The 21,506-nt window shown below is 47.8% G+C and carries 20 protein-coding genes; 4 read left to right on the top strand and 16 right to left on the bottom strand.

Annotation, left to right across the window (positions count from 1 at the left end; all coding sequences use genetic code 11):
• Positions 1-90: 90 nt before the first annotated feature.
• The 4 genes from EL29_RS09120 to EL29_RS09135 all read right to left on the bottom strand — a co-directional run bounded on the left by EL29_RS09120 (position 91) and on the right by EL29_RS09135 (position 3,670).
• Complete coding sequence (locus EL29_RS09120) at positions 91-1,077, bottom strand: D-cysteine desulfhydrase (protein WP_028715246.1); 987 nt, start codon at positions 1,075-1,077, stop codon at positions 91-93.
• Positions 1,078-1,280: 203 nt separating this feature from the next.
• Positions 1,281-1,784: a flagella biosynthesis regulatory protein FliZ gene (gene fliZ / locus EL29_RS09125; protein WP_013026139.1), complete on the bottom strand. Its 504-nt coding sequence runs from the start codon at positions 1,782-1,784 to the stop codon at positions 1,281-1,283.
• 51 nt (positions 1,785-1,835) lie between these two features.
• Positions 1,836-2,558 (bottom strand): RNA polymerase sigma factor FliA, encoded by a 723-nt coding sequence (locus EL29_RS09130; protein ID WP_006118887.1) that lies wholly within the window; start codon positions 2,556-2,558, stop codon positions 1,836-1,838.
• Between the two features lie 143 nt (positions 2,559-2,701).
• The gene (locus EL29_RS09135; protein ID WP_014593927.1) at positions 2,702-3,670 is read right to left on the bottom strand and encodes an HNH endonuclease signature motif containing protein; all 969 of its coding nucleotides are present in this window, start codon (positions 3,668-3,670) and stop codon (positions 2,702-2,704) included.
• Between the two features lie 334 nt (positions 3,671-4,004).
• Between EL29_RS09135 and rfbA the strand changes: the two genes are divergently transcribed.
• From rfbA to EL29_RS09155, 4 genes are read left to right on the top strand one after another with little or no spacing between them, the layout of a single operon-like run.
• Complete coding sequence (gene rfbA, locus EL29_RS09140) at positions 4,005-4,871, top strand: glucose-1-phosphate thymidylyltransferase RfbA (RefSeq protein WP_022623282.1); 867 nt, start codon at positions 4,005-4,007, stop codon at positions 4,869-4,871.
• Position 4,872: 1 nt separating this feature from the next.
• A complete protein-coding gene (gene rfbC, locus EL29_RS09145; RefSeq protein WP_014593928.1) occupies positions 4,873-5,406 on the top strand; it encodes a dTDP-4-dehydrorhamnose 3,5-epimerase in 534 nt (177 codons plus the stop codon).
• Positions 5,406-6,272 carry a dTDP-4-dehydrorhamnose reductase gene (rfbD, locus tag EL29_RS09150; protein ID WP_019105010.1) on the top strand — a complete coding sequence of 289 codons (867 nt, stop codon included), beginning with the start codon at positions 5,406-5,408 and terminating at the stop codon, positions 6,270-6,272. The genes rfbC and rfbD overlap by 1 nt, the downstream gene beginning before the upstream one ends.
• Positions 6,273-6,284: 12 nt before the next feature.
• The gene (locus EL29_RS09155) at positions 6,285-7,127 is read left to right on the top strand and encodes a WcbI family polysaccharide biosynthesis putative acetyltransferase (protein ID WP_014593929.1); all 843 of its coding nucleotides are present in this window, start codon (positions 6,285-6,287) and stop codon (positions 7,125-7,127) included.
• A 259-nt stretch (positions 7,128-7,386) separates the two neighbouring features.
• Here the strand turns inward: EL29_RS09155 and EL29_RS09160 are convergent, their stop codons facing one another.
• The 12 genes from EL29_RS09160 to EL29_RS09215 form a co-directional block, all read right to left on the bottom strand.
• The gene (locus EL29_RS09160; protein ID WP_019105011.1) at positions 7,387-8,589 is read right to left on the bottom strand and encodes an acyl-CoA reductase; all 1,203 of its coding nucleotides are present in this window, start codon (positions 8,587-8,589) and stop codon (positions 7,387-7,389) included.
• Entirely contained in the window at positions 8,579-9,658 is a 1,080-nt protein-coding gene (locus tag EL29_RS09165; RefSeq protein ID WP_013026147.1) for a LuxE/PaaK family acyltransferase, read from the bottom strand. Before EL29_RS09165 ends, EL29_RS09160 begins: the two co-directional genes overlap by 11 nt.
• Positions 9,642-11,051, bottom strand: a complete 1,410-nt coding sequence (locus EL29_RS09170) for an AMP-binding protein (RefSeq protein ID WP_013026148.1) — start codon at positions 11,049-11,051, stop codon at positions 9,642-9,644. The genes EL29_RS09165 and EL29_RS09170 overlap by 17 nt, the downstream gene beginning before the upstream one ends.
• 4 nt (positions 11,052-11,055) lie before the next feature.
• On the bottom strand, positions 11,056-12,021 hold the full coding sequence (locus tag EL29_RS09175; RefSeq protein WP_014593931.1) for a transketolase family protein: 966 nt from the start codon (positions 12,019-12,021) through the stop codon (positions 11,056-11,058).
• Positions 12,015-12,842, bottom strand: coding sequence for a transketolase (locus EL29_RS09180; protein WP_014593932.1), 828 nt, complete (start codon positions 12,840-12,842; stop codon positions 12,015-12,017). Before EL29_RS09180 ends, EL29_RS09175 begins: the two co-directional genes overlap by 7 nt.
• The gene (locus tag EL29_RS09185) at positions 12,839-13,582 is read right to left on the bottom strand and encodes an SDR family NAD(P)-dependent oxidoreductase (RefSeq protein ID WP_014593933.1); all 744 of its coding nucleotides are present in this window, start codon (positions 13,580-13,582) and stop codon (positions 12,839-12,841) included. Before EL29_RS09185 ends, EL29_RS09180 begins: the two co-directional genes overlap by 4 nt.
• A 10-nt stretch (positions 13,583-13,592) precedes the next feature.
• Positions 13,593-14,336, bottom strand: coding sequence for an SDR family NAD(P)-dependent oxidoreductase (locus tag EL29_RS09190; protein ID WP_019105012.1), 744 nt, complete (start codon positions 14,334-14,336; stop codon positions 13,593-13,595).
• An 8-nt stretch (positions 14,337-14,344) separates the two neighbouring features.
• Positions 14,345-14,581, bottom strand: coding sequence for an acyl carrier protein (locus EL29_RS09195; RefSeq protein ID WP_013026151.1), 237 nt, complete (start codon positions 14,579-14,581; stop codon positions 14,345-14,347).
• 34 nt (positions 14,582-14,615) lie between these two features.
• Positions 14,616-15,719 (bottom strand): FkbM family methyltransferase, encoded by a 1,104-nt coding sequence (locus tag EL29_RS09200; RefSeq protein WP_014593935.1) that lies wholly within the window; start codon positions 15,717-15,719, stop codon positions 14,616-14,618.
• 26 nt (positions 15,720-15,745) lie between these two features.
• Complete coding sequence (locus EL29_RS09205; protein WP_019105013.1) at positions 15,746-16,396, bottom strand: acetyltransferase; 651 nt, start codon at positions 16,394-16,396, stop codon at positions 15,746-15,748.
• Between the two features lie 404 nt (positions 16,397-16,800).
• Positions 16,801-17,946 (bottom strand): DegT/DnrJ/EryC1/StrS family aminotransferase, encoded by a 1,146-nt coding sequence (locus tag EL29_RS09210; RefSeq protein ID WP_013026154.1) that lies wholly within the window; start codon positions 17,944-17,946, stop codon positions 16,801-16,803.
• Between the two features lie 85 nt (positions 17,947-18,031).
• Positions 18,032-21,487 (bottom strand): glycosyltransferase family 2 protein, encoded by a 3,456-nt coding sequence (locus EL29_RS09215; protein WP_235193308.1) that lies wholly within the window; start codon positions 21,485-21,487, stop codon positions 18,032-18,034.
• Positions 21,488-21,506: the final 19 nt, after the last annotated feature.

Raw genomic sequence — 21,506 nt, forward strand, 5'->3', positions numbered from 1 at the left:
ATCACGGCCTGCCGCTCTGTCATTATGGGCGTTATTTTACCTAAGGCGTTAAAATAACGGCTGAATTATAACCCTTTTTTGCGCTGCGTCTCAGACCGAAGGGTGATAAGCAAATAACGCGGGCGCGCCGCCTGTATGCACAAACAACAGCGGCCCTTCCCGGCGAAAACGATTCTGGTTGATACCATCGATCAGGCCCGCCATGGCTTTACCAGTATAAACAGGATCGAGAAAAATCCCTTCAAGACGCGCAAGCAGTTTGATCGCCTCCATGCCTTCTTCATTCGGCTGGCCGTAGCGCGGAGCAAAATAGTCATCCCATAGCGTGACCGGTGCCTTCGCCTCTACGGCTAACTGCGTTGCCAGGGCCTGGCGTAGTGCGTCAACCTTAGGCCGTTGCTCAGCGACGTTACGCGATACGGTTACGCCAACCAGCTCAGTTTCCGGCAGCAGCTGTTCCAGCCCAACCGCCAGACCGGCATGCGTTCCGGCACTGCCTGATGCAACCAGGACTGCCGCAAAATCCACCCCCCCTTCGCTCTGATGAGCAATCTCCTGGGCACATTCCACATAGCCCAGCGCCCCCAGCGCATTCGAACCGCCCACCGGCAGAATGTAAGGCCGGAAGCCCTGCGCTTCAAGCCGCTCCGCCTGTTCCGCCAGTTGCACGGCAGGTTGGGTCAGCGCATCGACCATCACCACCTCGACATCCATGAGATCCAGCATCAGGCGGTTGCCATTGGTCAGGTAGTTTTCACTGTGCGTTGCTATCGGGTTCTCCAGCAAGGCCACACATTTCAGGCCGAGTTTGGCTGCAACGGCCGCCGTTTGACGCACATGGTTAGACTGAATGGCGCCGGCGGTCAGCAGCACGTCAGCGCCTTCACGAAGGGCATCCGCGGCTAAAAACTCCAGCTTGCGCAGCTTGTTACCGCCCATAGCCAGCGGTGTCACGTCATCACGTTTGATAAAGATGTCACGACCAAGATAGTCAGATAAACGGGGCAGATATTCCAGCGGCGTGGGCGCGCCCAGAAGTTCGATACGAGGAAACTGATGGATAAGATGTAAGGACAATGCGGCCTCCCGTTGGGCACAAGGCAGTGATCTTTACAGTGTTACAGAAGATGCGGAAAGGATCATCCTGAATTCAAATGCGGGGGAAAAGAGAGGTCAGCCTGCTGCAGCGCAACATCCCCATTTTCCCCCGCGAAGTGGGAAAAATGGGGGTGGGAGACATCATGTCAGTGGCAACGCTCTCTGACATTTCACTGTGTCCCTTAACGTTGCTGCCAGCCTAAAAACTGGTCGTACTTTCGCAGCGCAATACGATAATTATTATTGCCAGCATCAGGTAAGTCTTCTTCCAGGCATTGATGCCAGCTATTGCCTGTCAGTTTTTCAGCCGGAAAGTTTCTGGCTTTCAGCATATCGTCAAGCCGACGTAAGCGAACCACGTATTCACGAATCGTGCTCGGGCTCATTTCCGTCTGTTCGAACAGATATTGTTTAAACGCCATAATGTCAAAGTAGTTAGGATGTGTATTACAAAAAATATCGCTGCAAAAACGGCAAAGCGCCGTTAATTCAGGCTGAAGTTTTAGCCAAAGCGGCTCATCAATCATTTGGTCCATGCGTGCGATGGCCTCTTTATTGATGATCTGACCTCGGAAGACCAGCGCCATACGATCTAAAACTTTGCCACAGTGTGAACAATTGGTTTGGCTGTGTTTGTAGTCTTTAAGATAACGACTTAAAGGTCTGGCTTTGGTTTTGGCTCCCACTGTTGAGTCCCCGATTTCTTATTATTTATAGATCGCCAGGAACTGAGCCTTCTAGCGCGCTCCCGTAAGTCGGGCACGCAAGCGTTTTATCGCCTGACTGTGCAGTTGGCTGACTCGGGATTCCCCCACGTCAAGAACCGCGCCAATCTCTTTCAGATTCAGTTCTTCCTGGTAGTACAGTGTCAGCACCATCTTTTCGCGTTCGGGCAAGGCCTCGATCGCTTCAATGACGCGTTCACGCAGACTCCCTTCCATCAACTGATGAAGTGGATTGGCCTCTTCGTGCCCTTCCGTCACCAGTTCCGCACTGTCACCGTGTTCTTCCCGATACTCGTCGTACGAAAAGAGTTGGCTGTTGTTGGTATCCAACAGAATCTGCCGGTACTCTTCTATCGAAACATTCAACTGTTGCGCGACTTCCTGCTCAGAGGCAGCGCGGCCCAGCATCTGTTCAACCTGATGCATGGCTCCCGCAACCTCGCGAGCATTTCGTCTGACGCTACGTGGTGCCCAGTCCCTGCTGCGAAGCTCATCAAGCATGGCTCCACGGATGCGCTGTACTGCATACGTGGTAAAGGCGGTACCCTGGAGTGCGTCATAGCGCTCCACCGCATTCAACAGACCAATGCCCCCGGCTTGAAGCAGATCGTCAAGTTCAACACTGGCTGGCAGGCGGACCTGCAAGCGCAGTGCTTCATGACGTACCAGTGGTACGTAGCGCTGCCAGAGCGAATGTTTGTCCATCACGCCTTCGGCGGTATAGAGATCGTTCACGTTGACTACCCTGCGTTAATGAAGTTATCGGCATGATTATGCAATTCTGTAGGGCTTTTGATTGGCAGAATAGGCGGGATAAACCGAGGTTATTTCAAATTTGTGATGTTTCAGAGCGGAAGTCTCCGCTCTGAACAGGAAGGCTAACGTAATGTCAGCAAACGCTGCCGTGTGGCTACGGGGACGTTTTCCCATAGCGCGCAAACCCGGCCTTCCATCTCCTGATAAAACGGGCTAATGCTTTCACGTGTTTTATCATCCGTGTGAAAACGGACCTGCCCGGAATCACCATCGATACTAATCATTCTGTTGATGAAAAGCCGCTGTAAGTCGCTGCGCAGGAACAGCCCATTATCCACGCTATTGTCTGCGAGAAATCCCTCTTCGTTTTCGCGCGTATCGATATGGCAGGCTTCGACCCAGGGCCATTGATGCTGATCGAGAAGGCTGGTTCCGGTAATGATACAGGCCCCATAGCGCGCCTTAACCGCCGCCATAAACTCTGACTGGCTGGCCTTCTGCAACACTTTGGCTTTCACCCGCCGCCCGACTTCCGTACCAGGCATAACTGCAGCGGGCGTTCTGTGCTCAGGCGTGCTTAGTACCACAATAAACTGGATACGGCGTGACTGTGGAAAGCAAGGATTAGACTGAACGTTGAACAGCTGCCACCAGGCATCCTCTTCGTCCTCGCGCATCAGAACCAGCTTATAGCCCCGGCTGTTGATCAGGTTTTGCGCCTGAGCGGAGTGCGGATCGACCATCGCATAGACGTAGCTCTGCCCAATCACTTTCCACCGGTTGTTCTCTTTATCCTCGTGTCCCCGACGAAAATAGTGAAAAGGCTGCTGCTGTTTCAGATAGTGCTCAAAACGGCGCAGATAATTTTTTCGTTCGTTATCGTTGGCAATGAACAACAGGTCTTCCAGCGGACTGTTACTCTCTTCCTGAGCAAAGACAGCGCGAATTTTTAACGTCCGATAGCTGGTTGAAGGACTCAGCAACGCACGCGCGGTCAGTTCTTTCTCATCAGGGTATTGTTGTGCATAACGTAGGGCGATCTCTTCAAATGAGAGACGTTCGCCCGGTAGCAGGTCATAGTTAAAGCGCATAACCACCCCAGAACATGAAAATTAATATCAAAATTAGAGCCATTCTGAAGGGAATTATCGGCATAGCGGAGATGAACTGTAACGCTGAGTTCACTTTTTTATTGTTTACGGCCCAGACCAAAATCCGTTCGTTTTGCTCTGCAACATTTGCATTAGTGCAACACAAAACACGCCTGTTTATTTTATCTCCCTCTCTGTTCAGGGGCGCGCGGCGTTCTTATCCTTTACTTTACCTGCTTTTTTATCGGTTATTCTTGCCATTAATTTCACTTGCACACTCGTATTCTTTCACCATCACTCTGCAGATGCAGATCGGGTATAGAGGAAGTGAATGATGAAAGGCATAGTGCTGGCTGGTGGAACAGGTTCTCGATTACATCCTGTAACCTGCGGCGTCTCCAAACAGTTACTCCCCGTCTACGATAAGCCCATGATCTATTACCCGCTCTCGGTGCTTATGCTCGCAGGGATTAGAGATATCCTGGTCATTACCACTCCAGAAGACCTCGCAGGGTTTCAACGCTTACTCGGTGATGGCTCACATTTTGGCGTCAATCTTCAGTATGCTGTGCAGCCATCGCCAGACGGTCTGGCGCAGGCCTTTATTATTGGTGAGTCGTTTATCGCTGGAGAACGCTGCGCACTCGTGTTGGGCGATAACATTTTCTTTGGTCAAAGCTTCGGTAAAAAGCTAGAAGATGTTGTTACTCGTGAGCTTGGTGCCACCGTATTTGGTTATCAGGTAATGGACCCTGAGCGTTTTGGTGTTGTCGAATTTGACAAACAATTCCGTGCACTTTCTATTGAAGAAAAGCCCACAACGCCAAAATCAAACTATGCGGTGACGGGCCTGTATTTTTACGACAGCAATGTGAGCGCCATGGCCCGACAGGTTCGCCCTTCTGAACGCGGCGAACTGGAAATCACTACGCTAAACCAAATGTACCTCGACGATGGATTATTAAACGTCGAAATACTGGGCCGTGGTTTTGCCTGGCTGGATACCGGCACGCATGAAAGCTTGCTTGAAGCGTCACACTTCATCCACACCATTGAAAAGCGTCAGGGCTTTAAAATTGCCTGTCTTGAGGAAATTGCCTGGCGTAAAGGCTGGACAGATCACAAAGCCCTGTTAAAACGCGCCCAATATCTTGGGAAAACGCAGTATGGCCAGTATTTAAAAATGTTGGTGGAGGAATAGCGTGAAGGTCAAAGCCACTAAAATTGCCGATGTTAAAATCATCCAGCCAGCGGTTTATGGTGACGATCGTGGTTTTTTCCTGGAAACGTTTGAAAAACGTCGCTATCAGGAGTTACTTGAAACCCACCTCGAATTTGTGCAAGACAACTATTCGCGCTCAGGCCGACATGTATTACGCGGCTTACATTTTCAGAAAACAGAGCCCCAGGGCAAGCTGGTGCGCGTCGTGCGGGGCGAAGTATTCGATGTTGCAGTCGACATCCGTCCCGGTTCTCCGACCTTTGGTCAGTGGGAGAGTATTCTGCTTTCTGAAGAAAATAAAACGCAGCTGTGGATTCCCCCCGGACTCGCGCACGGTTTTGTCGTCCTTTCGGACGTCGCTGACTTTGAATACAAATGTACTCAATATTACAACCCTAAGGATGAAGCCTGCCTGATGTGGAATGACCCTGATGTTGCAATTCAATGGCCTGTAGAACAGCCGATATTGTCGGTAAAAGATCAACAAGGACTATCACTGCAGGAGTTGGTGTAATGCGCGTTTTACTTACAGGGGCTTATGGCCAATTAGGGCGTTGCTTGCTGGATCGTTTTCCCGCCGACTGGATCACGCTGGCGTGTGGTTCGGCAGAGCTGGATATTACTGACCGCTGTGCGGTTATGCGCGTCGTCAAAAAATTCAAACCTGATGTCATCATGAATGCTGCGGCCTACACGGCCGTCGATAAAGCAGAAACCGATCGTACCCGCGCGCTGAAGGTGAATGCGATTGGTCCTGAAAATCTGGCACAAGCAGCAAAACTGGTCAACGCACGCCTGATTCATATATCGACTGACTATGTTTTTGATGGGTTAAAGAAAACGACTTATAGCGAAAATGATCCGCCCTGCCCGATTAATTTCTATGGCTTAAGCAAGTGGGAAGGTGAAAAGCGTGTGTTTGAGGTATTGCCAGAAGCCATTGTGATTAGAACCTCATGGATGTTCAGCGAGTATGGCAATAACTTCGTCAGTACCATGCTTCGTCTGGCGCAGACGCGTTCCGAGTTACATGTGGTGAACGATCAGTATGGCTGTCCGACCTACGCGGGTGATTTAGCGGAGGCGATGATTCACCTTGCTGGTTCGCCAGAAAATATGGGTATTTATCATTACTGTGGCGATATTGCGGTGAGCTGGTGTGAATTTGCTCAAGCCATCTTTGTTGCGGCAGAAAAAGAGGTTAACGTACGCGGAATAACCAGTTCACAATATCCTTCCGCAGCAACGCGGCCCGCACGGAGTATATTGAACACAGAACATATTACCTCTGCAGGAATAACTGCATCCGACTGGCAGGAGCAACTGATAACCTGTTTAAAACCTCAGTCAACTCCTTTTTCATATGCCAGCATTTTGTAAGGATTAAAGCCAATGAAAGTCGCCACCATTGGCAACTGCCAACTTGAAATTGTCGGCCAGTTGCTAAGTAATTATTCTGATCTTCATCGCGGTGCCATTAAGCAGGTGGTAAATACGCCCATTTATAAGCTTGATGCGCAACGGGATGTTATCAATCTTATGCATGAACTTGAAAGTTGTGATCATATCTATATGCAGTATCACTCAGAACGCTGGGGGATGCTTTCAACTGATAAGCTGGCAGCGTATTTCGACATCCGTATTCTGCCGACGATGGAGTCCCGTGTATCCACCCCTCAACTAGGTTATTTTCCTGCGCCTGTCCCGGAGTTAATGGTCTATGTAGATTATCGCTTCCTGCATCTTTATTTAACAGGCCATCAGCACGGGGATGCAGTTTCTCAATATCATAAAGTGAGTTATGATAATCAGAAGCAGCATAATATGGTCATTGAAGACGCAAAGCGTTATCACAAACTTTTTCAGGAAGAGAAAGTCGCATTTGACTATTCCCACTTTTATCAGGAATCAATGCTTAAAAATAAGCAGTGCTATAGTACCGTTAGTCATCCAAACAATAAGCATCTGAGCGTTTTTTTGAGTGCTATCTTTTATGATCTTTTCAAAGAAAATAAAAACTTTGATCTCAATGGTAACGATTTACTCAATAATTATTATGCCCCTGAGATTGGAAGTGGTGACCAGAGTTATCTGATGATGCGCGACACAGGACTTTCTCTGGCGGGTAAAATCAACTACTCATTTTTCTCTTCCCAAAACGATGAGATATTGAAAAAATCTTTGCTGAAGTCTGCCTATTACCAGGGATTACAGGCTGAATTCCAGAATATTTAATTACGGCTTGCCCTGATTCGATAATGTTTTAGCGTAGTTCGCGTGTTGCACACTACAGGCCATTGCATAAGAATATCTGCCCTGGGGCGAATTGAATAATCGCCCTCTGAGTAACAACAGATTCAAAAAATATGGGTAACTACAACACGCCATTGTTAATAATATAAAAGGTGCTTTATTAGCACCTTTTTATCATACAACCCGCGCAGTCTTGTCATCTGGCTACGTACGTTATGAATGAACCCACAATATAAAAGATTCAAACATTAACAATGCGTGTAAGCATATAGATTAAATCAAAGCCATCCCACTGCAAGGTGAATTGAAGAGCCTGACCTATTTCGACAAGGCGATCTACGCCTGCTGGCCTGTACGCCATGATAAATTCAGCCAGTGCTGCAGATTCCATTCCATAATATGACAGCGTCTGGCAGGTCCCGCTACACAACGGTAAAATCTCGCACAACGTGTTAATTTGATATTCAAGAAAATAGCCGCACGTCCCGCTGTGAGATAAACTTTCTGAAGACAACGCAGGAAGCTCAACACGCATCAACCGATTATGGCTCAACGGGTAGCGTTTTACCCCGTCAACTTGCGCGCTGAGCAGGCAGAATTGCGTCAACTTCTGAACTGCACTCGCCGCTTGCAATGTGTATCGCTCTTGTACTATTCGGTCAAAATGTTTCCAGAATATACGTTGAGCTTGCTCGCGAATCTCTGCATTCTCACCCAGCCAGACGACTAATCCAGGTGAAGAGCAGGCATTTTGATCGCTGTGTAATGTGTCATTGTAAAAATCACTAGCAATGCGTTCTTTATTGACAGCATCAAGATACCCCTGAGCTCCAATAACACAAAACGAGTGTCGATTGGCGAAAGTGATGTCCAGCGCTCTTGGGCCTAAAGGGGACTGACGCAGCATCGCTATCGTATTATCCCCTCCCCAAATTAACCTTGTCTGACAGAGCAGTGAAAGCGCATCATTCACGTCTTTCTGTTTATCGTAGCGCACCAGCACGATATAGGGGGCAATATGGGGATGGTCATTTAGCGCCTGCCTGAGGGCCGTGCAGATCATCGAAATCTGGACAAAATCTTTACCTGGTAGACGAACGACATTGGCGTTTCCCGCCAGTAAGCCCACAAGCAGTGAATAAGCAAAATTCACTGCAACATTCGCCGGCGCGATGTGAAATGCCGCCCCTCTGCCTAACCGGTGCTCAAGGCCGGCATAGCGGGATTGCATTTGACGTAGCGAGGCCGGTCGACACCAGAATGCCAGGCTTGCGACATCACTCCATTGCTTAACGTCCGGTAACTGAAAAAGATATTGAGAGAAGGTGTCAATAAACCCCATAATTTCTGGCGCGAATGGCTTATAGGCCGGCACTTTATTAAGCATTGCCAACCGCTGGGCATCGCCAATCAGGAATGTGACCTGTTCGAATTTATCCGCCATAGGTATCACTGCATCCTCTGATCTCAGCATTTTTAAGACGCCCTAATACCTGAAAATATTTCCCCATACGACCACAGGAACAATCATCCTCGCCCAGCAAAATGCCTTCATCTTCCGTAAGCAAAGAGTGTCCCGGGTAGGACTCGGGCAGCGCAGACAGAACCTGAATAATGCCTGCCTGCCCAACAGGACACACTGAAAAATCCTGCGGATCGCGAATAATAACGTCGGAAAAAAGGCTGGCATGAAGATGACCGTATTCACACTGCATATAGATACAGCCTGTTTGCTCAACCATGCCGTAATAGTCACTAACGCGGGTAATGCCGCACACTGAATTTAAGCGCTGCGCAAACGCGGACGCAGAAATGGCCTGGGCCTGTAGCTTTTTCCATCCCCCACCGTGTATAAGTGTGGCCTGAGATAAATCATAACGGCCAGCGCAGGCCTCAAGCGCTTTATAAAAATGCTGCCAGATCATAAACGTGAAGCCAAACAGCAACAACGGCTTACCGGCATGCTTCTGCAGAAAGGTAGCCAGCACATCGTGATTGAGATTCATCTCTTCATCCAGCGCGTAGGCCCTGTCTGCTCCAAACATGGAAAACCCCAGAATGCCGGCCCCTCGAGCCGAGAACATGGCGCGATCTTTCATCACAGCAGGTGAGTCAATTATCAGCATCGGTAAACGGGCGGCGCCAATGAAATCACTGACAATCTTTATCAACACCTTCTGTTGAAGTGCCGCCGTGCTTTTATCGAGATAGATGCGTGATACTTGCTGGCCACTGGTTCCAGAAGAGGTCATCGTTTTAACGATATGGTCCTCTGGCACGCTACTCAGAGTAAGTTGTTTGAAGAGTGAAACGGGTAAAAAAGGCAAAGCATCGGGTTCAGATAATGATGCGAGATCGCACTGCTGCGCGGCCAGGATGCGCTGATAGGCCAGACAATCTCGTTGATGATGGACGCTTAGTTCATGCAGTCGCTTAAAGAGTAACGCCTTTTTCTCCGCTTTGGGTAATGAAAACGGCGCAGGGATAAATCCCTCTTCAAATCCCGGTTTCATCAGCCATGAGCCTCTCGTAATGGGTTTTACCTGAGGATGTTTTTACCAGGGTGTCGACGACATTGATTTTGAAGGCAGAGGTATGAAGTTTTGTCACCTGTGAGGCAAAACGTTTTACTTCATCTGCCAAATCGGGTTGGGTAATGAAAACGGTAAGTTGATCGTCACGTCCCACGCAGGCGCAATCAAGTCCAATAAAATGCGTTTTGAGGAGCTGCTCCATCTCATCTAAGCCAACGCGATTACCAAATATTTTCAGGAACCGTTTTTTTCGCCCCACAATATAAAAGCAACCATCCGCGTGCTGGGTGGCAATATCACCTGTGATTAACAGCCCGTTGAGATCATCACCTCGGTGAAGGTCGTCTCCGTCCGAAGCATATCCCATCATCACATTATCGCCATGGTAATAAAGCTCACCTTGTTCACCCATAGTGGTAATCAGACTCCCATCTTCGCGATGAAGTGTTAATTTCCCTCCCGGGATGGCAAGACCAATTGAGCCACATTTTGACTGTGCAAGCTCAGCAGGCAACCATGCCATACGCGCTGTCGCTTCTGCCGCGCCATACATCACGACAAACTTTTTACTGTGCTGCTGTGCATAATCGGCAAAAAATTGATGCATCGCAGTTGAAAGCTTACCACCTGCCTGAGTCAGCGTGCGTAAGGCAGGAAACGACATACGCGAAAAGCGCAAGCGATGCAGCATTTCAAACGTATAGGGAACCCCTGACAAAGAAGTCACGTTTTCAGACGCCATCTGCTGCCAAAACTCACGCTGCATAAGACCATAGCGCGTCAGTATCAGCGTCGCTCCCACCAGTAAATGACTATTAACAACAGATAAACCAAATACGTAATTGAGCGGCAAATGGACCAGAGGCTTTTCAGTTTCATCCAGTGCCAGGTATTCACTGATACTGGTGGCGTTGCTTTGCAGGTTTTGCTGACTCAGACGAACCAGTTTAGGGCTTCCTGTTGAGCCTGAGGTCGTAACCAACAGGGCGAGTTGAGGATGTAATTGCTGAGGGGCCTTACCTGTCGCAGTGAGCTGATAATCCAGCGTTTGATAATGGCTTTCACCCTGAACTTGACCAGTGGGAGCCCAAAGAAACGCCGGCCGGTAAGTGGTAATCAACTCAGCAAGATGCGTGCTATCCAGGTCCGCATCAAGCAGTAAAGGAACCGCCCCACATCGCAGACAAGCCAGATAGCCAATAAGCGTTGCAGTGGTATTCCGACACAGAATGAATATCAGCAGTCCAGACTTAAGTCTGCCTTCCATTTGCGTCACTTCCGTTAACAGCTCAGCGTAACGCCAGCGTAAACCGCTATCGTCAATCACAGCGAGTTGCCGGGGATCATGTTGTTCAATACGCCAGAAAGACATTGGCTTACCTCAGTTCCGTCTGAATACGGTCAGTGATCTGTGCTGCCGTCAGTCCGGCCTGCTCAAGCATCCAGTTGTAATCCCCTGCATGTGGATAACCCTGCGGTATACCGATAATAAGTTGAGCGGGTTTCGTGCTTTTAGGTGCGAAATATTCAGCAACGGCACTGCCTAAACCGCCAATTTCACTGTGCTCTTCAAGGGTAACAACAAGCTTGTTATTCAATAAATGATCAAGTGTTTCAGTATCCAACGGCTTGATGGTATGCATGTCAATAACGGCCGTATTAATCCCTTTCGCTTGCAGTTCATCTGCAACCTGCAAGGCAACACTCACCATCGTGCCCGTGGCAACCAGCGCTACCTCATCACCCATTTTTAAGGTAATGGCGCGCCCAATCTTCAGGTCAAAATTTTCTTTATAAACAATAGGTGCACGCATATTGCCGGTCAGTCGGAGATAGACAGGGCCCGGATGGTGCAAAGCGGCTTCCGTCATTTTCGCGGTTGCAGTACAGTCAGCAGGTGACAGAATGGTGATATTTGAGACAGCGCGTAGAGCCGCCAGATCTTCTATACCATGATGCGTGGCTCCGAACATACCTGTCGCCAGGCCTGAGGCCAGTCCGACCAGTTTGACATTCTCTTCCATGTAGCCAAGATTCAGTCGCACTTGTTCAGCGGCACGAAAAGTCAGGAAGTTCGCAAATGAGGTGACAAAAGGTACGTATCCACCCGCAGCAAGTCCACCCGCCACACCAACCATATTTTGCTCAGCGATGCCGGCATTAAAGAAACGGTCAGGATAGGTATTTGCAAAACGATCAAGCCCAGACGATTTGCAGAGATCGCCTGATAATGCGACGATTTTAGGATGGTCGGCTGCCAGTTCAAGCAGAGCAAGACCAAAGGTACCGCGGGAACCTAGCATGGCCCATGAACGCACTGAGACGGGTTTAATGTTCAGCATGGTGCCTCCTGTTCAAGTTCGCTTAATGCCTGCTGCATTTGTTGCTCATTTAAACGGTTGCGATGAAAGTCTTTATTATTTTCCATAAATGAAACGCCCTTACCCTTCAGTGTTCGGGCAATAATCACTTTGGGCTTACCTTCATGAGGAGCATTAAAAGCATCAATAAGCGCCTGATAATCATGACCATCACATTCCAGCGTTTGCCAGCCGCAGGCGGACCACAAGGCAGGAAGGTTCATTCGCATAATATCCGCAGTGAATCCATCTGACTGCAGGCCATTTTGATCAACAACGACCGTCAGATTATCCAGCTTTTGCTGTGCAGCCATGAAAGCGCCTTCCCAAATCGCCCCTTCATTGCACTCACCATCCCCCACGACGACGAACGTCTGCCACGGCTGCTGTTGCAAGCGACGACTTAACGCCAAACCTATAGCAAAACTCATTCCCTGCGCCAGGCTGCCGGCTGAAAAATCAATACCAAAGGCTGCATGCCGGGTAGGATGGACCTGTAACACGGAACCATTGATTTCAAAGCTATTCAGCTGCTGTTCAGTAATGATTTTATGATGGTGCAAAGTGGCATAGAGCCCAAGTGCGGCATGGCCTTTACTCAAAATAAAGGTGTCGCGTTGTTTATCTGTGATTCGATCGGGTTGATAGCGCATAACAGTGCTAAACAGCACGGTGAGCACGTCCGTCATAGACAGCGCTGGGGAAATATGTACGCCATCACTTGGTGCCTGATACGCGGCTTTAAGAATAGTAATGCGGGTAGCCGTCGCGGTTTTTTTTAGCTGCTGGATGGACATATTCATTTCAGACCGCCATCAACGCGAAGCGTTTGCCCGGTGATATAGCTGGATAAATCGGAAGCGAGGAACAACGCCGTTTCAGCGATTTCGGCAGGCAACCCTTGCCGGCGTAAATCGGTGCTTTGACGTGCTGCTTCAACGATATGTTCGGGCATGGTTAGCAGCATGTCGGTATCGGTGATACCGGGCGCGATAGCATTCGCGCGAATGCCATGCTCACCCAATTCGGCGGCCACAGATTTTGTCATCGCGATCAATGCCGCTTTAGAGGCGCCATAGGCTGACTTGCCTGGGTTGCCATCTTCCCCGGCCGTAGACGCGATATTCACCAGACTGCCTTTTTTATGGCGCATCATCAGCTTGACCATAAACTGGCTGAACAAATACACCGCAAAGAAGTTAACTTCAAACTGCTGGCGTAACTGTGCTTCAGTTGTCATTTGAAAAAGGCTGTTATGGGTAATACCGGCATTGTTAATCACGGCATCCAGGCAGCATTTATCAGCAATCAGCCGCTTTACAGCTAGCTTCATTGCGACATGGTCTGTCATATCAAAACATAATGGCCATATGTTCACCTGATACTTCTCGGCTAATTGCGCCATGTCAGCCAGAAACTCAGCCGTTTCTGCTCTGGCATGCGCATAAATGTCTGCGCCATTGGCCGCAAAAATTTCAACCATTGCACGTCCCATACCGCGACGGCAGCCGGTAATTAATACCGTTTTATTTTTCATCAACATGCTAGTGCCCTCAACCCATTCCGCCGTCGACACGAATGACCTGTCCTGTTACATAGCTTGCATTATCGGATGCAAGCCATAGCAATGTATTGGCAACTTCGTCAGGCAGTCCGGGACGTTTTAATTCGCAGCGGGCCATCTGACGCGCCATGACCTCTGTCGGTAATGTTGACGTCATTTGCGTGCTGATGACGCCCGGCGCAATGGCATTCACTCTTATACCCTGTGGACCAAGCTCCGCCGAGAGTGTTTTCGTTGCTGCTAACCACGCCGCTTTTGAAGCGGAATACGCCAACTGGCCGACATTTCCATCAAGTGCTGAAATGCTGGAAATATTAACGATGCTGCCTTTTTTATTACGCAGCATCAGACGCGTGATGTATTGGGTAAACACAAGCTGAGAAAACAAATTGATGCTAAATGTTTTATGAAGTTGCTCGTTCGTCATCATGGGAAAAAGCGCATCAAAATTAGCACCGGCAATATTAATTAATATTTCAACAGGCTTTTTGGCTTTCTGAATCTGTTGTGCCGCGGCCTTAACCGACTCATCACTCAGTAAATCAAAATAAACAGGGACAATCTCAACGTCGTTTTCATCCATTAACTGCTTGATGAAAAACATGAAATCAGGATCTTCATGCTGGCAACAGGCAAAAACTGATGCGCCTGACGCGGCGAACGTCGCAAGCGTTGCCTTGCCGATACCTTGCAGACATCCCGTTATGACTGCCCATTTTCCAGCAAGAAGCATAATAACTCCTATAATTCTACGTCGTATTTTTTCAGGATTTCTTTGCCTTCAGACCAGGAAGAGAAGGCAATAATATCTTCGGTATCCAGCATGATATCGAAGGTATCTTCGAGTGCGGCGATCATGCTCATGTGCCCAACGGAATCCCAGGATGGTGTATCCTGATATTTGTAATCCGGCAGGATGGATGCATCGACTTCAAAGGTTTCTACAAAAATAGCATTGTAACGTTCGATATTAGACATAGTATTTCTCTCATTATCTTTTTAGCGTACTTTGTTAATATGGCAAGGCGTAAAGAACAAGGTCATATGCATATTTACGGTGATGCCAACGCAAACAAAAACGATAGTCGTCATGCAAAGCTTTAATGTAGGACGGGATAATAAACAAGTCGTCCAGCCGATGATAAAAGCTAAGTGCAAGTAATGGTTTATGCTTTAAAATCGTGGCCTCGGCACCTTTAAGCGCTTGCTGTTCAGCACCCTCAATATCCATCTTTATAAATGTAACAGGTTCATCATTTACAACACGGTCAATACTCGAGACTGAAATTTTATGATGACTGCCCCCTTCAACAATCCCTGAATTCTGGTCACCACTTTCATTAAAACTCAGTTCGTCATTCTTCGACCACACGCCAGAATGAATACACGAAACATTTGACAGATGATTAGTATTGCTCACCAATTTCTTAAAGTTTTTTGAGTCAGGTTCAAATGCATAAATTTTTCTCGCTGGTGCAAGGTTGAGTTCGCGTAAATTCTTTACAAACGAAAGGACTGTATCGCCATCATAAGCACCGCAGTCAACAAAAATCTCATCGTTCCCAAGTGTCACGAGTTCATCATTAAAGTAAGCATTATCGCTATGATAAGGGAGCAGATGACCAACCTGACCGCAAATTCTTTGATTAAGGTAAGCTGTAAATGTTTTCCGTGAAAAATCATCACCGAACGAGTCGTATAAAGCCTGAAGGCTGTCACGATTATCAAAACAAAAATCGTAATCAATCATGCCTGCACTGAACATTTCGATTGAAGAAGGATCACAAATTATCAATTCTTCAGCATTTTTTTGTAGCTTTTCTATCAAAAAATCAGTACAGGTCTGAAAACCAATTATATAATTAAATCGCTGGGGTAGGTCAACCAGCTCTTCAATAGCGCGGACTTCAATGTGTTCATGTTTTTCGTTAGGCATATACTCAAGCGTTAGCGCTGAGCAATATAAACTCACACCCTGCTTATCTAAAAATTTCTTAAAAACATTGGCGACATACCCATTACCGCAAAGCACAACAGGAAGGCCATTTTTGCGGAACCGCGCGATAGCAGATAAAAAATAGTGTTCTCGTTCTGTAATTTCTGACAAAAAATTCATTCTTACCTCAGAGTCTGTAGCGCAGTTCACAGTGATTTAAAAACCCGCTTTTCATCATTATTGCGCATCACCCGAGCTGGATTCCCCAACGCAATACCTTCTTCACGGATATCGTTAAAGACGACGGCACCCATACCGATAATAGCGTCATTGCCTACAGTAATTTTCTGCTGTAAGACCGCACTCATGCCAATAAATACGCGATCGCCGATCACGACATTGCCACCAGTCGTAACAAACGTAGATATCACAACGTGATCGCCCACCTGAGCGTCGTGCCCCACGCTGGCGTTAGGTTGCATATAAACGTTACTGCCAAGCGTCACATCACAGGAAAGATAAACGCCTTTTGCGAGCACACAACCAGGCCCAACGCGGGTACATTCGGTAACGGTAACATCGGGATGAATAAGCGTGGCAAGTGCCAGGTGATGAGAGGCAGTTTTATCAGCGAGTTGCGCACGGAGTGACGGCTCGCCCACCGCAATAACCACTTCAATGTGCTGCGTCAGCGCCTGGTCAAAACTAACAACCGGGATACCTTTAACATCACGATTGGGCGAAATATCATCAATGAAAATCAGACCATCCCAACGATGAGCCTGTTTTTCAATCTGCTGAGCAAGAAGTAAGACTTCTCTTCCCAGTCCACCCGCACCATAGATCGCTAATTTCACTGTCTGCTTTACCTAACTCAAACTGAATAGCACTAATTTACCAGACCAGATTCAAGTTTCTGGCTGGGAATACCGTACGTTTTCTGTCGTTAATTAAGACATTGAATAATTCAGGAGGCAGTGAAAAGCAGGTACTCAATGCATGGCTTTGCTGACAAGGCTGGGGAAAGAGTGCTGTGATGCTGAACAGAATGATCGTGCTGCTCAGAAAATGGTGTTGTGCTGTCGCATCTGGCATGTGAGAAAGAGGGTCAACGTTCTGTCTGTCCCCTTTAAAAATAGTCTGGACGTAGGTATCTAATCTCCAGCCGGCCCTGTTGCTCAGTTGGGGTAAAGGAGACAAACATGCCAGATACGCGCACCTCTGGCATGTTTATTTATTAACATCCATAACTGCTGCTGAATCAGGCCACCGTTTTCATCTGGCTAACAGACAGGATGATCTCAATAATTTTGTTTTGATCGTCGACACTGAGGCTCGGATGTATCGGCAAACAAAGCACCTGATGAGACAGGCGCGTTGCCTCAGGCAGATTGCCAGGATGTGATGAAGCATAACTTTTATACATTGGAAATTCTGAAATGAGTGGGTAGAAATAGCGACGAACATAAATATCTTGTTGCTTAAATAATTGATACAGCGCATCGCGGCTCATTGGAAAATACTGCTCGTCGATAAACACGGCACAGTATGAGTAGTTCCATGTTAATCCTTGCGGAAGATGACTGAACGACAGCCCTTCCACCGAACCCAATGCCGCGACATATTTTTCGTAAACATCAGCCCGACGAGCAAATGCATTATCAAGATGCTTGAGCTGTAACAACCCAAATGCGGCCTGAACTTCATTCATTTTGCCGTTTATACCCGGAGCCACTACCGTAGTTTCGTCAGCGAAACCGAAATTTTTAAGAAAATCGATGCGGCGTTTAACACTTGCATTAGGGCAAACGATCGCCCCACCTTCAAATGTGTTAAATACTTTAGTGGCATGGAAACTAAGGATAGATAAATCACCATGATTCAGAACGCTTACTCCATCCTGCTTAACGCCAAAACAGTGAGCAGCATCGTAGATCACCTTCAAGCCATAATTGTCCGCGATACGCTGAATACCTTCTACATCGCAAGGAATGCCATAGCAGTGAACGGGAAGAATCGCACTGGTATTAGGTGTAATGGCGGCCTCAATTTTTGCCGGGTCCATGTTGCAGGTGACAGGATCAATATCGACAAAAATGGGCTTAATGCCGTTCCACAAAAGCGAGTGTGATGTCGCAACAAACGAATAGGGTGTCGTAATCACTTCCCCCGTCACACGTAACGCCTGTAAGGCGGTGACCAGCGCAAGTGTACCGTTAGCAAACAGGCAAATATGTTCAACACCCAGATACTCGGCGAGCGCTTTTTCTAACTCCTGATGGTAAGGCCCCCCATTCGTTAGCTGTTTGCTCTGCCAAATTTGTTCCAGATAGGGTAAAAACTCTTCAAGCGGCGGCAAAAGCGGGCTTGTTACGAGTACATTTTTCGATTGGCCATTATTTTGCATACTGTAAGCACCCGCTGTTAATTTTGCTTCATATAAAGAACCCGCCTCGCTGACTTACCGCTGTGGCACAGGTTCTTGTTATCCGTTATTTTTTGCTCAACCCTAATGCTTTAAACCAGCACGCTTTAGCGTCCTCGCTGTCGATAAGCGCAGAAAGTGAGGCCTGTAACTGGCTTGCAGTCTGTATGGTTTCGTCTGGCGCCTCACATCGCAAATGAATCGCCTTTTTCCAGGCATCTGCATTGTTTTTAACTTTCCAGCCCGGTAGTGAACACGCTAAAGAAGGCACATCACTGCTTACAGCTGGAATTGAGCACGCGGCTAACTGCATCAGGCAAAAATTATCTTTAAAACGGTTTTCATCAATGCTACTTCGCGGTACGACAGCGAAATCAATCGAAAGCGATGCCAGTTGCTTAACCAGACGACGCTCATCAAAATAACGATGTGTTTCAGCAATATAGGGCAACCACGCCTTGGGCGAGTCGCCCAGTATTATCCAGTCAAGTTGGTCTGAATAACTTACAATCGCAGCATCAAGCAGCTGGCAATCTTTTTCTTCCAGATAATGGGTGATACAAAGCACACGCGGTTTTGCGCTATGTTGCTGGTTTTCTCTATCATGACATTGCTCTGAAAGAATATTAGGCAGAATAACGGCCATTTTATGCCGCTTTTTGAGCCAATTGACATAAGCGCTACTTGACGTCAGCCAGGTGCTGATGAGTTCATTTTCAAATAGAATTTTGAGATTAAATCTGTTGATGTCATCACTGAGGGCATAGCTTATCTGGCAGGCGCTATGCTGTTTGAACTGTTTTACGCACTGGCAAAGATCGTTATTCACTTCTCCCGCGATCAGCAGCACATCGGGCTTTAATCTGTACAACTCAGGTGCCGTTGGAACACGTTCAAGCAGTAATAAATGAAGTGCGCACGCTGACGCAAGCATTTCCAGCGTTAAAATCAGACGTTGCACAGTAGCATCTTGTTGCCCACCGACAATCAAGACCACATTAGGTACGCCGTGGTGATGCAACGGATTCCAGCTGGCACTCAACGTTGTATCTGGCTGAAAGAGCCGTTGACTCAAGCTGTACCCAAGGCTGTAAACGGGATCCTGGGCAATAACCGCCAACCAGCGTTGGTAAAAAAGAGTGAGTTCTGATGAAGGTTGAGGCAAACACTCGGACGGATAGCCTGTGATGACATGATCTTTTGCTACCACACTGTAAGGCGTACAGATCGATAGATGCCCGGTTTCGCGAATGCGCAGCCCTAAGTCAAGACTGGCTAACAAGGGCTGAGTAAACTGTGTGTCAAATCCGCCAGTTTGTTGCCACAGGCTGTTGCGGATCAGTAAACAATCTTTACTCAGTGCCGAATAATCGCAATCGCTGAGCAGCCGCGAAAGGTTACCTGCACGGCCCCAGTTCTCACCATATCCCATCGGAAAAGCAAGGCCATTTATCCCTAAAAGATAACCCGCACAGACTATCTGATTATCAAAATTGATCAGTTGTGGCGCCACGCAACCGACTTCTGGACGAAGAGCGTGGTTTACCAGTCCCGTAAACCAGGTACTGCTGACGAAGGCGGTATTGGCATTGAGCAAGAGCAGGTATTCACTCGTTGCATGCTGACTCGCCCTGTTAATCGCCATCATGTCTGACCTTTCATGGCTTTCAACAATGTGGATTACGGCCGTATTGTTTTTTACCAGCCAGTCGAGCCAGGCTCGAATCTCATCAGACGTGTGCGGTTGAACGACAACGCGCATCTCAAATGCCTGGGTTGGCATTTGCTGATAAAGTGTAGTGAAGCAGCGCTGGAGAGCGGGCAAATTATCTCCCGCTACCAAAATCACTGACAGTGAGAGCGTGATGTTCCTACCATATTGTATCTGCCACGGTTTGCCTGGCTGAGCAGTAGCACTTCCCTGATCAAATCCTCTCTGCAAAAGGTAACGCTGAAGCAGTTGCTGTTGCTCTTGAGACGCAGTAGCAGTGCAGACCTCTTTCGGTATCAGCGCTATGACATCCGATAAATGTCCGATAGCGCCAATATCAAACCGAATGAGTAGCTTTAAAATCGCATCAAGTTCAAAACAACGCTGATAGTCGGTGTCCAGACCGCCAATGGCCATAAGGGCTTCACGATGAAAGAAGCCGCGTTGCAAATAGAGATGTGGGGCGCTTAAAAAAAGATCCAGATTGAAAGCAGGTTTAAAGTGCGGGCTCAGCACACCATTGACTTCTTTAATCGCTTCGTCGGCATAGACCAGGGCCAGATGATGGATATCCTGTAATGCATCAATAGCCAGTCTTATACCCTGAGCACTGTAATCACATCCCGCGGGAATGAACTGAACCCAGTCAAATGCGTTTTGCTCTGCCAGGCTGTTAACGACGGACAGTAAACGTTCAGGAGGGCAATAATTTAAGGGCGAGTTCGGTTTAGTATTAGCTGAATCAGAGGAAACTATCACTATCTGACTGCCAATAGCGTGTTCAAATTGAGGCAGCAAAGTATTAAGTGTTTGCTGTATGTCACCGCCCTCATGCTGCTGTATAACAATCAGTAAGCGGGGGATGTTCTCAGGTGTTGCCGGCCATAATGTTTGCGGCACGCTGCGATGCTGTAACCAGTGGGTCAAACTGTGTTGCTGTTTTTCTGCATCCTTTTGCGCGGCCTGCTGTTGCGTCAATGCGACGAAACGCTCAAACTGACGCTGCCCCGTCTCCCGGCGCGCCAATATATTTTCCCGCATTTTGCCGAGGGTTTGACGCGCACGGGCAATCCCTTCCGCTGAGTTTTCTAGCGTGATACCAGCACCATCATTATCACGTATCGTGATCGTATTGATAGCAAGGTGCTCATAGCCTGCAGCCCTCAGTGCTACAACAGGGCTTCCGCACAAAATCGCCAGCGCACAGGTTCCAGACGACTCATAAGAGTAGAGAACGTTGGTCCGTTTTAGTAACTGTGCAAGTTCCGGCAGGGTGAGCGGATTTTCCATTGACAAAATCTGTATGTCTGCTGGAAGCTGGCTGAAATTAACAGCCGATTTCGGGATGCGATTCAAATAAAGAACGTGCAAATCTTTATGCGGATTATCGTCACGGAACACATCAAGATCGTAAGCTTCAAGACACAGAATTTCAGGATTAACGGCTTTCTCTGCAAATTCACTGCGATACCAGAAAAAAAGATCGTCTGGGCCGGCTTCCAGCCTGTTTTTCATGATGATCCCTTCCCTGTTCAGCATATAACGAACACTAACTGGGGCAGATAACGGATTTCCGGAGGTAACTTCTGGATAAACGGCTATCCAGGGTTGGCCACTATTCTGAATATCATTCCATTGTTTTTCGTCCAGGCGCGGCGTATTCCATTCAGGATTAACTTCACAGTTCACCATCCAGGCTTTACCGCCTTGCTCATTTATCATATGACAGAGTCGATGCATGACCTGAATACCCAGTGAAGATTCACGATAATCAGGGGACAATAACAAGTAAGGGTAGGTAAATTTATCCATTCTGGTTTCAACCTGTACG

Origin of the sequence: Pantoea ananatis LMG 2665 (genome assembly GCF_000710035.2) — a bacterium.
Classification (GTDB): Bacteria; Pseudomonadota; Gammaproteobacteria; order Enterobacterales; family Enterobacteriaceae; genus Pantoea; species Pantoea ananatis.

Bases quoted from the DNA above. Each gene is read 5' to 3' on its own strand.
- EL29_RS09135 (WP_014593927.1), bottom strand. From the start codon at position 3,670: ATGCGCTTTAACTATGACCTGCTACCGGGCGAACGTCTCTCATTTGAA.
- rfbA (WP_022623282.1), top strand. From the start codon at position 4,005: ATGAAAGGCATAGTGCTGGCTGGTGGAACAGGTTCTCGATTACATCCT.
- rfbD (WP_019105010.1), top strand. From the start codon at position 5,406: ATGCGCGTTTTACTTACAGGGGCTTATGGCCAATTAGGGCGTTGCTTG.
- EL29_RS09155 (WP_014593929.1), top strand. From the start codon at position 6,285: ATGAAAGTCGCCACCATTGGCAACTGCCAACTTGAAATTGTCGGCCAG.
- EL29_RS09160 (WP_019105011.1), bottom strand. From the start codon at position 8,589: ATGGCGGATAAATTCGAACAGGTCACATTCCTGATTGGCGATGCCCAG.
- EL29_RS09165 (WP_013026147.1), bottom strand. From the start codon at position 9,658: ATGAAACCGGGATTTGAAGAGGGATTTATCCCTGCGCCGTTTTCATTA.
- EL29_RS09170 (WP_013026148.1), bottom strand. From the start codon at position 11,051: ATGTCTTTCTGGCGTATTGAACAACATGATCCCCGGCAACTCGCTGTG.
- EL29_RS09175 (WP_014593931.1), bottom strand. From the start codon at position 12,021: ATGCTGAACATTAAACCCGTCTCAGTGCGTTCATGGGCCATGCTAGGT.
- EL29_RS09180 (WP_014593932.1), bottom strand. From the start codon at position 12,842: ATGAATATGTCCATCCAGCAGCTAAAAAAAACCGCGACGGCTACCCGC.
- EL29_RS09185 (WP_014593933.1), bottom strand. From the start codon at position 13,582: ATGTTGATGAAAAATAAAACGGTATTAATTACCGGCTGCCGTCGCGGT.
- EL29_RS09190 (WP_019105012.1), bottom strand. From the start codon at position 14,336: ATGCTTCTTGCTGGAAAATGGGCAGTCATAACGGGATGTCTGCAAGGT.
- EL29_RS09195 (WP_013026151.1), bottom strand. From the start codon at position 14,581: ATGTCTAATATCGAACGTTACAATGCTATTTTTGTAGAAACCTTTGAA.
- EL29_RS09200 (WP_014593935.1), bottom strand. From the start codon at position 15,719: ATGAATTTTTTGTCAGAAATTACAGAACGAGAACACTATTTTTTATCT.
- EL29_RS09210 (WP_013026154.1), bottom strand. From the start codon at position 17,946: ATGCAAAATAATGGCCAATCGAAAAATGTACTCGTAACAAGCCCGCTT.
- EL29_RS09215 (WP_235193308.1), bottom strand. From the start codon at position 21,487: ATGGATAAATTTACCTACCCTTACTTGTTATTGTCCCCTGATTATCGT.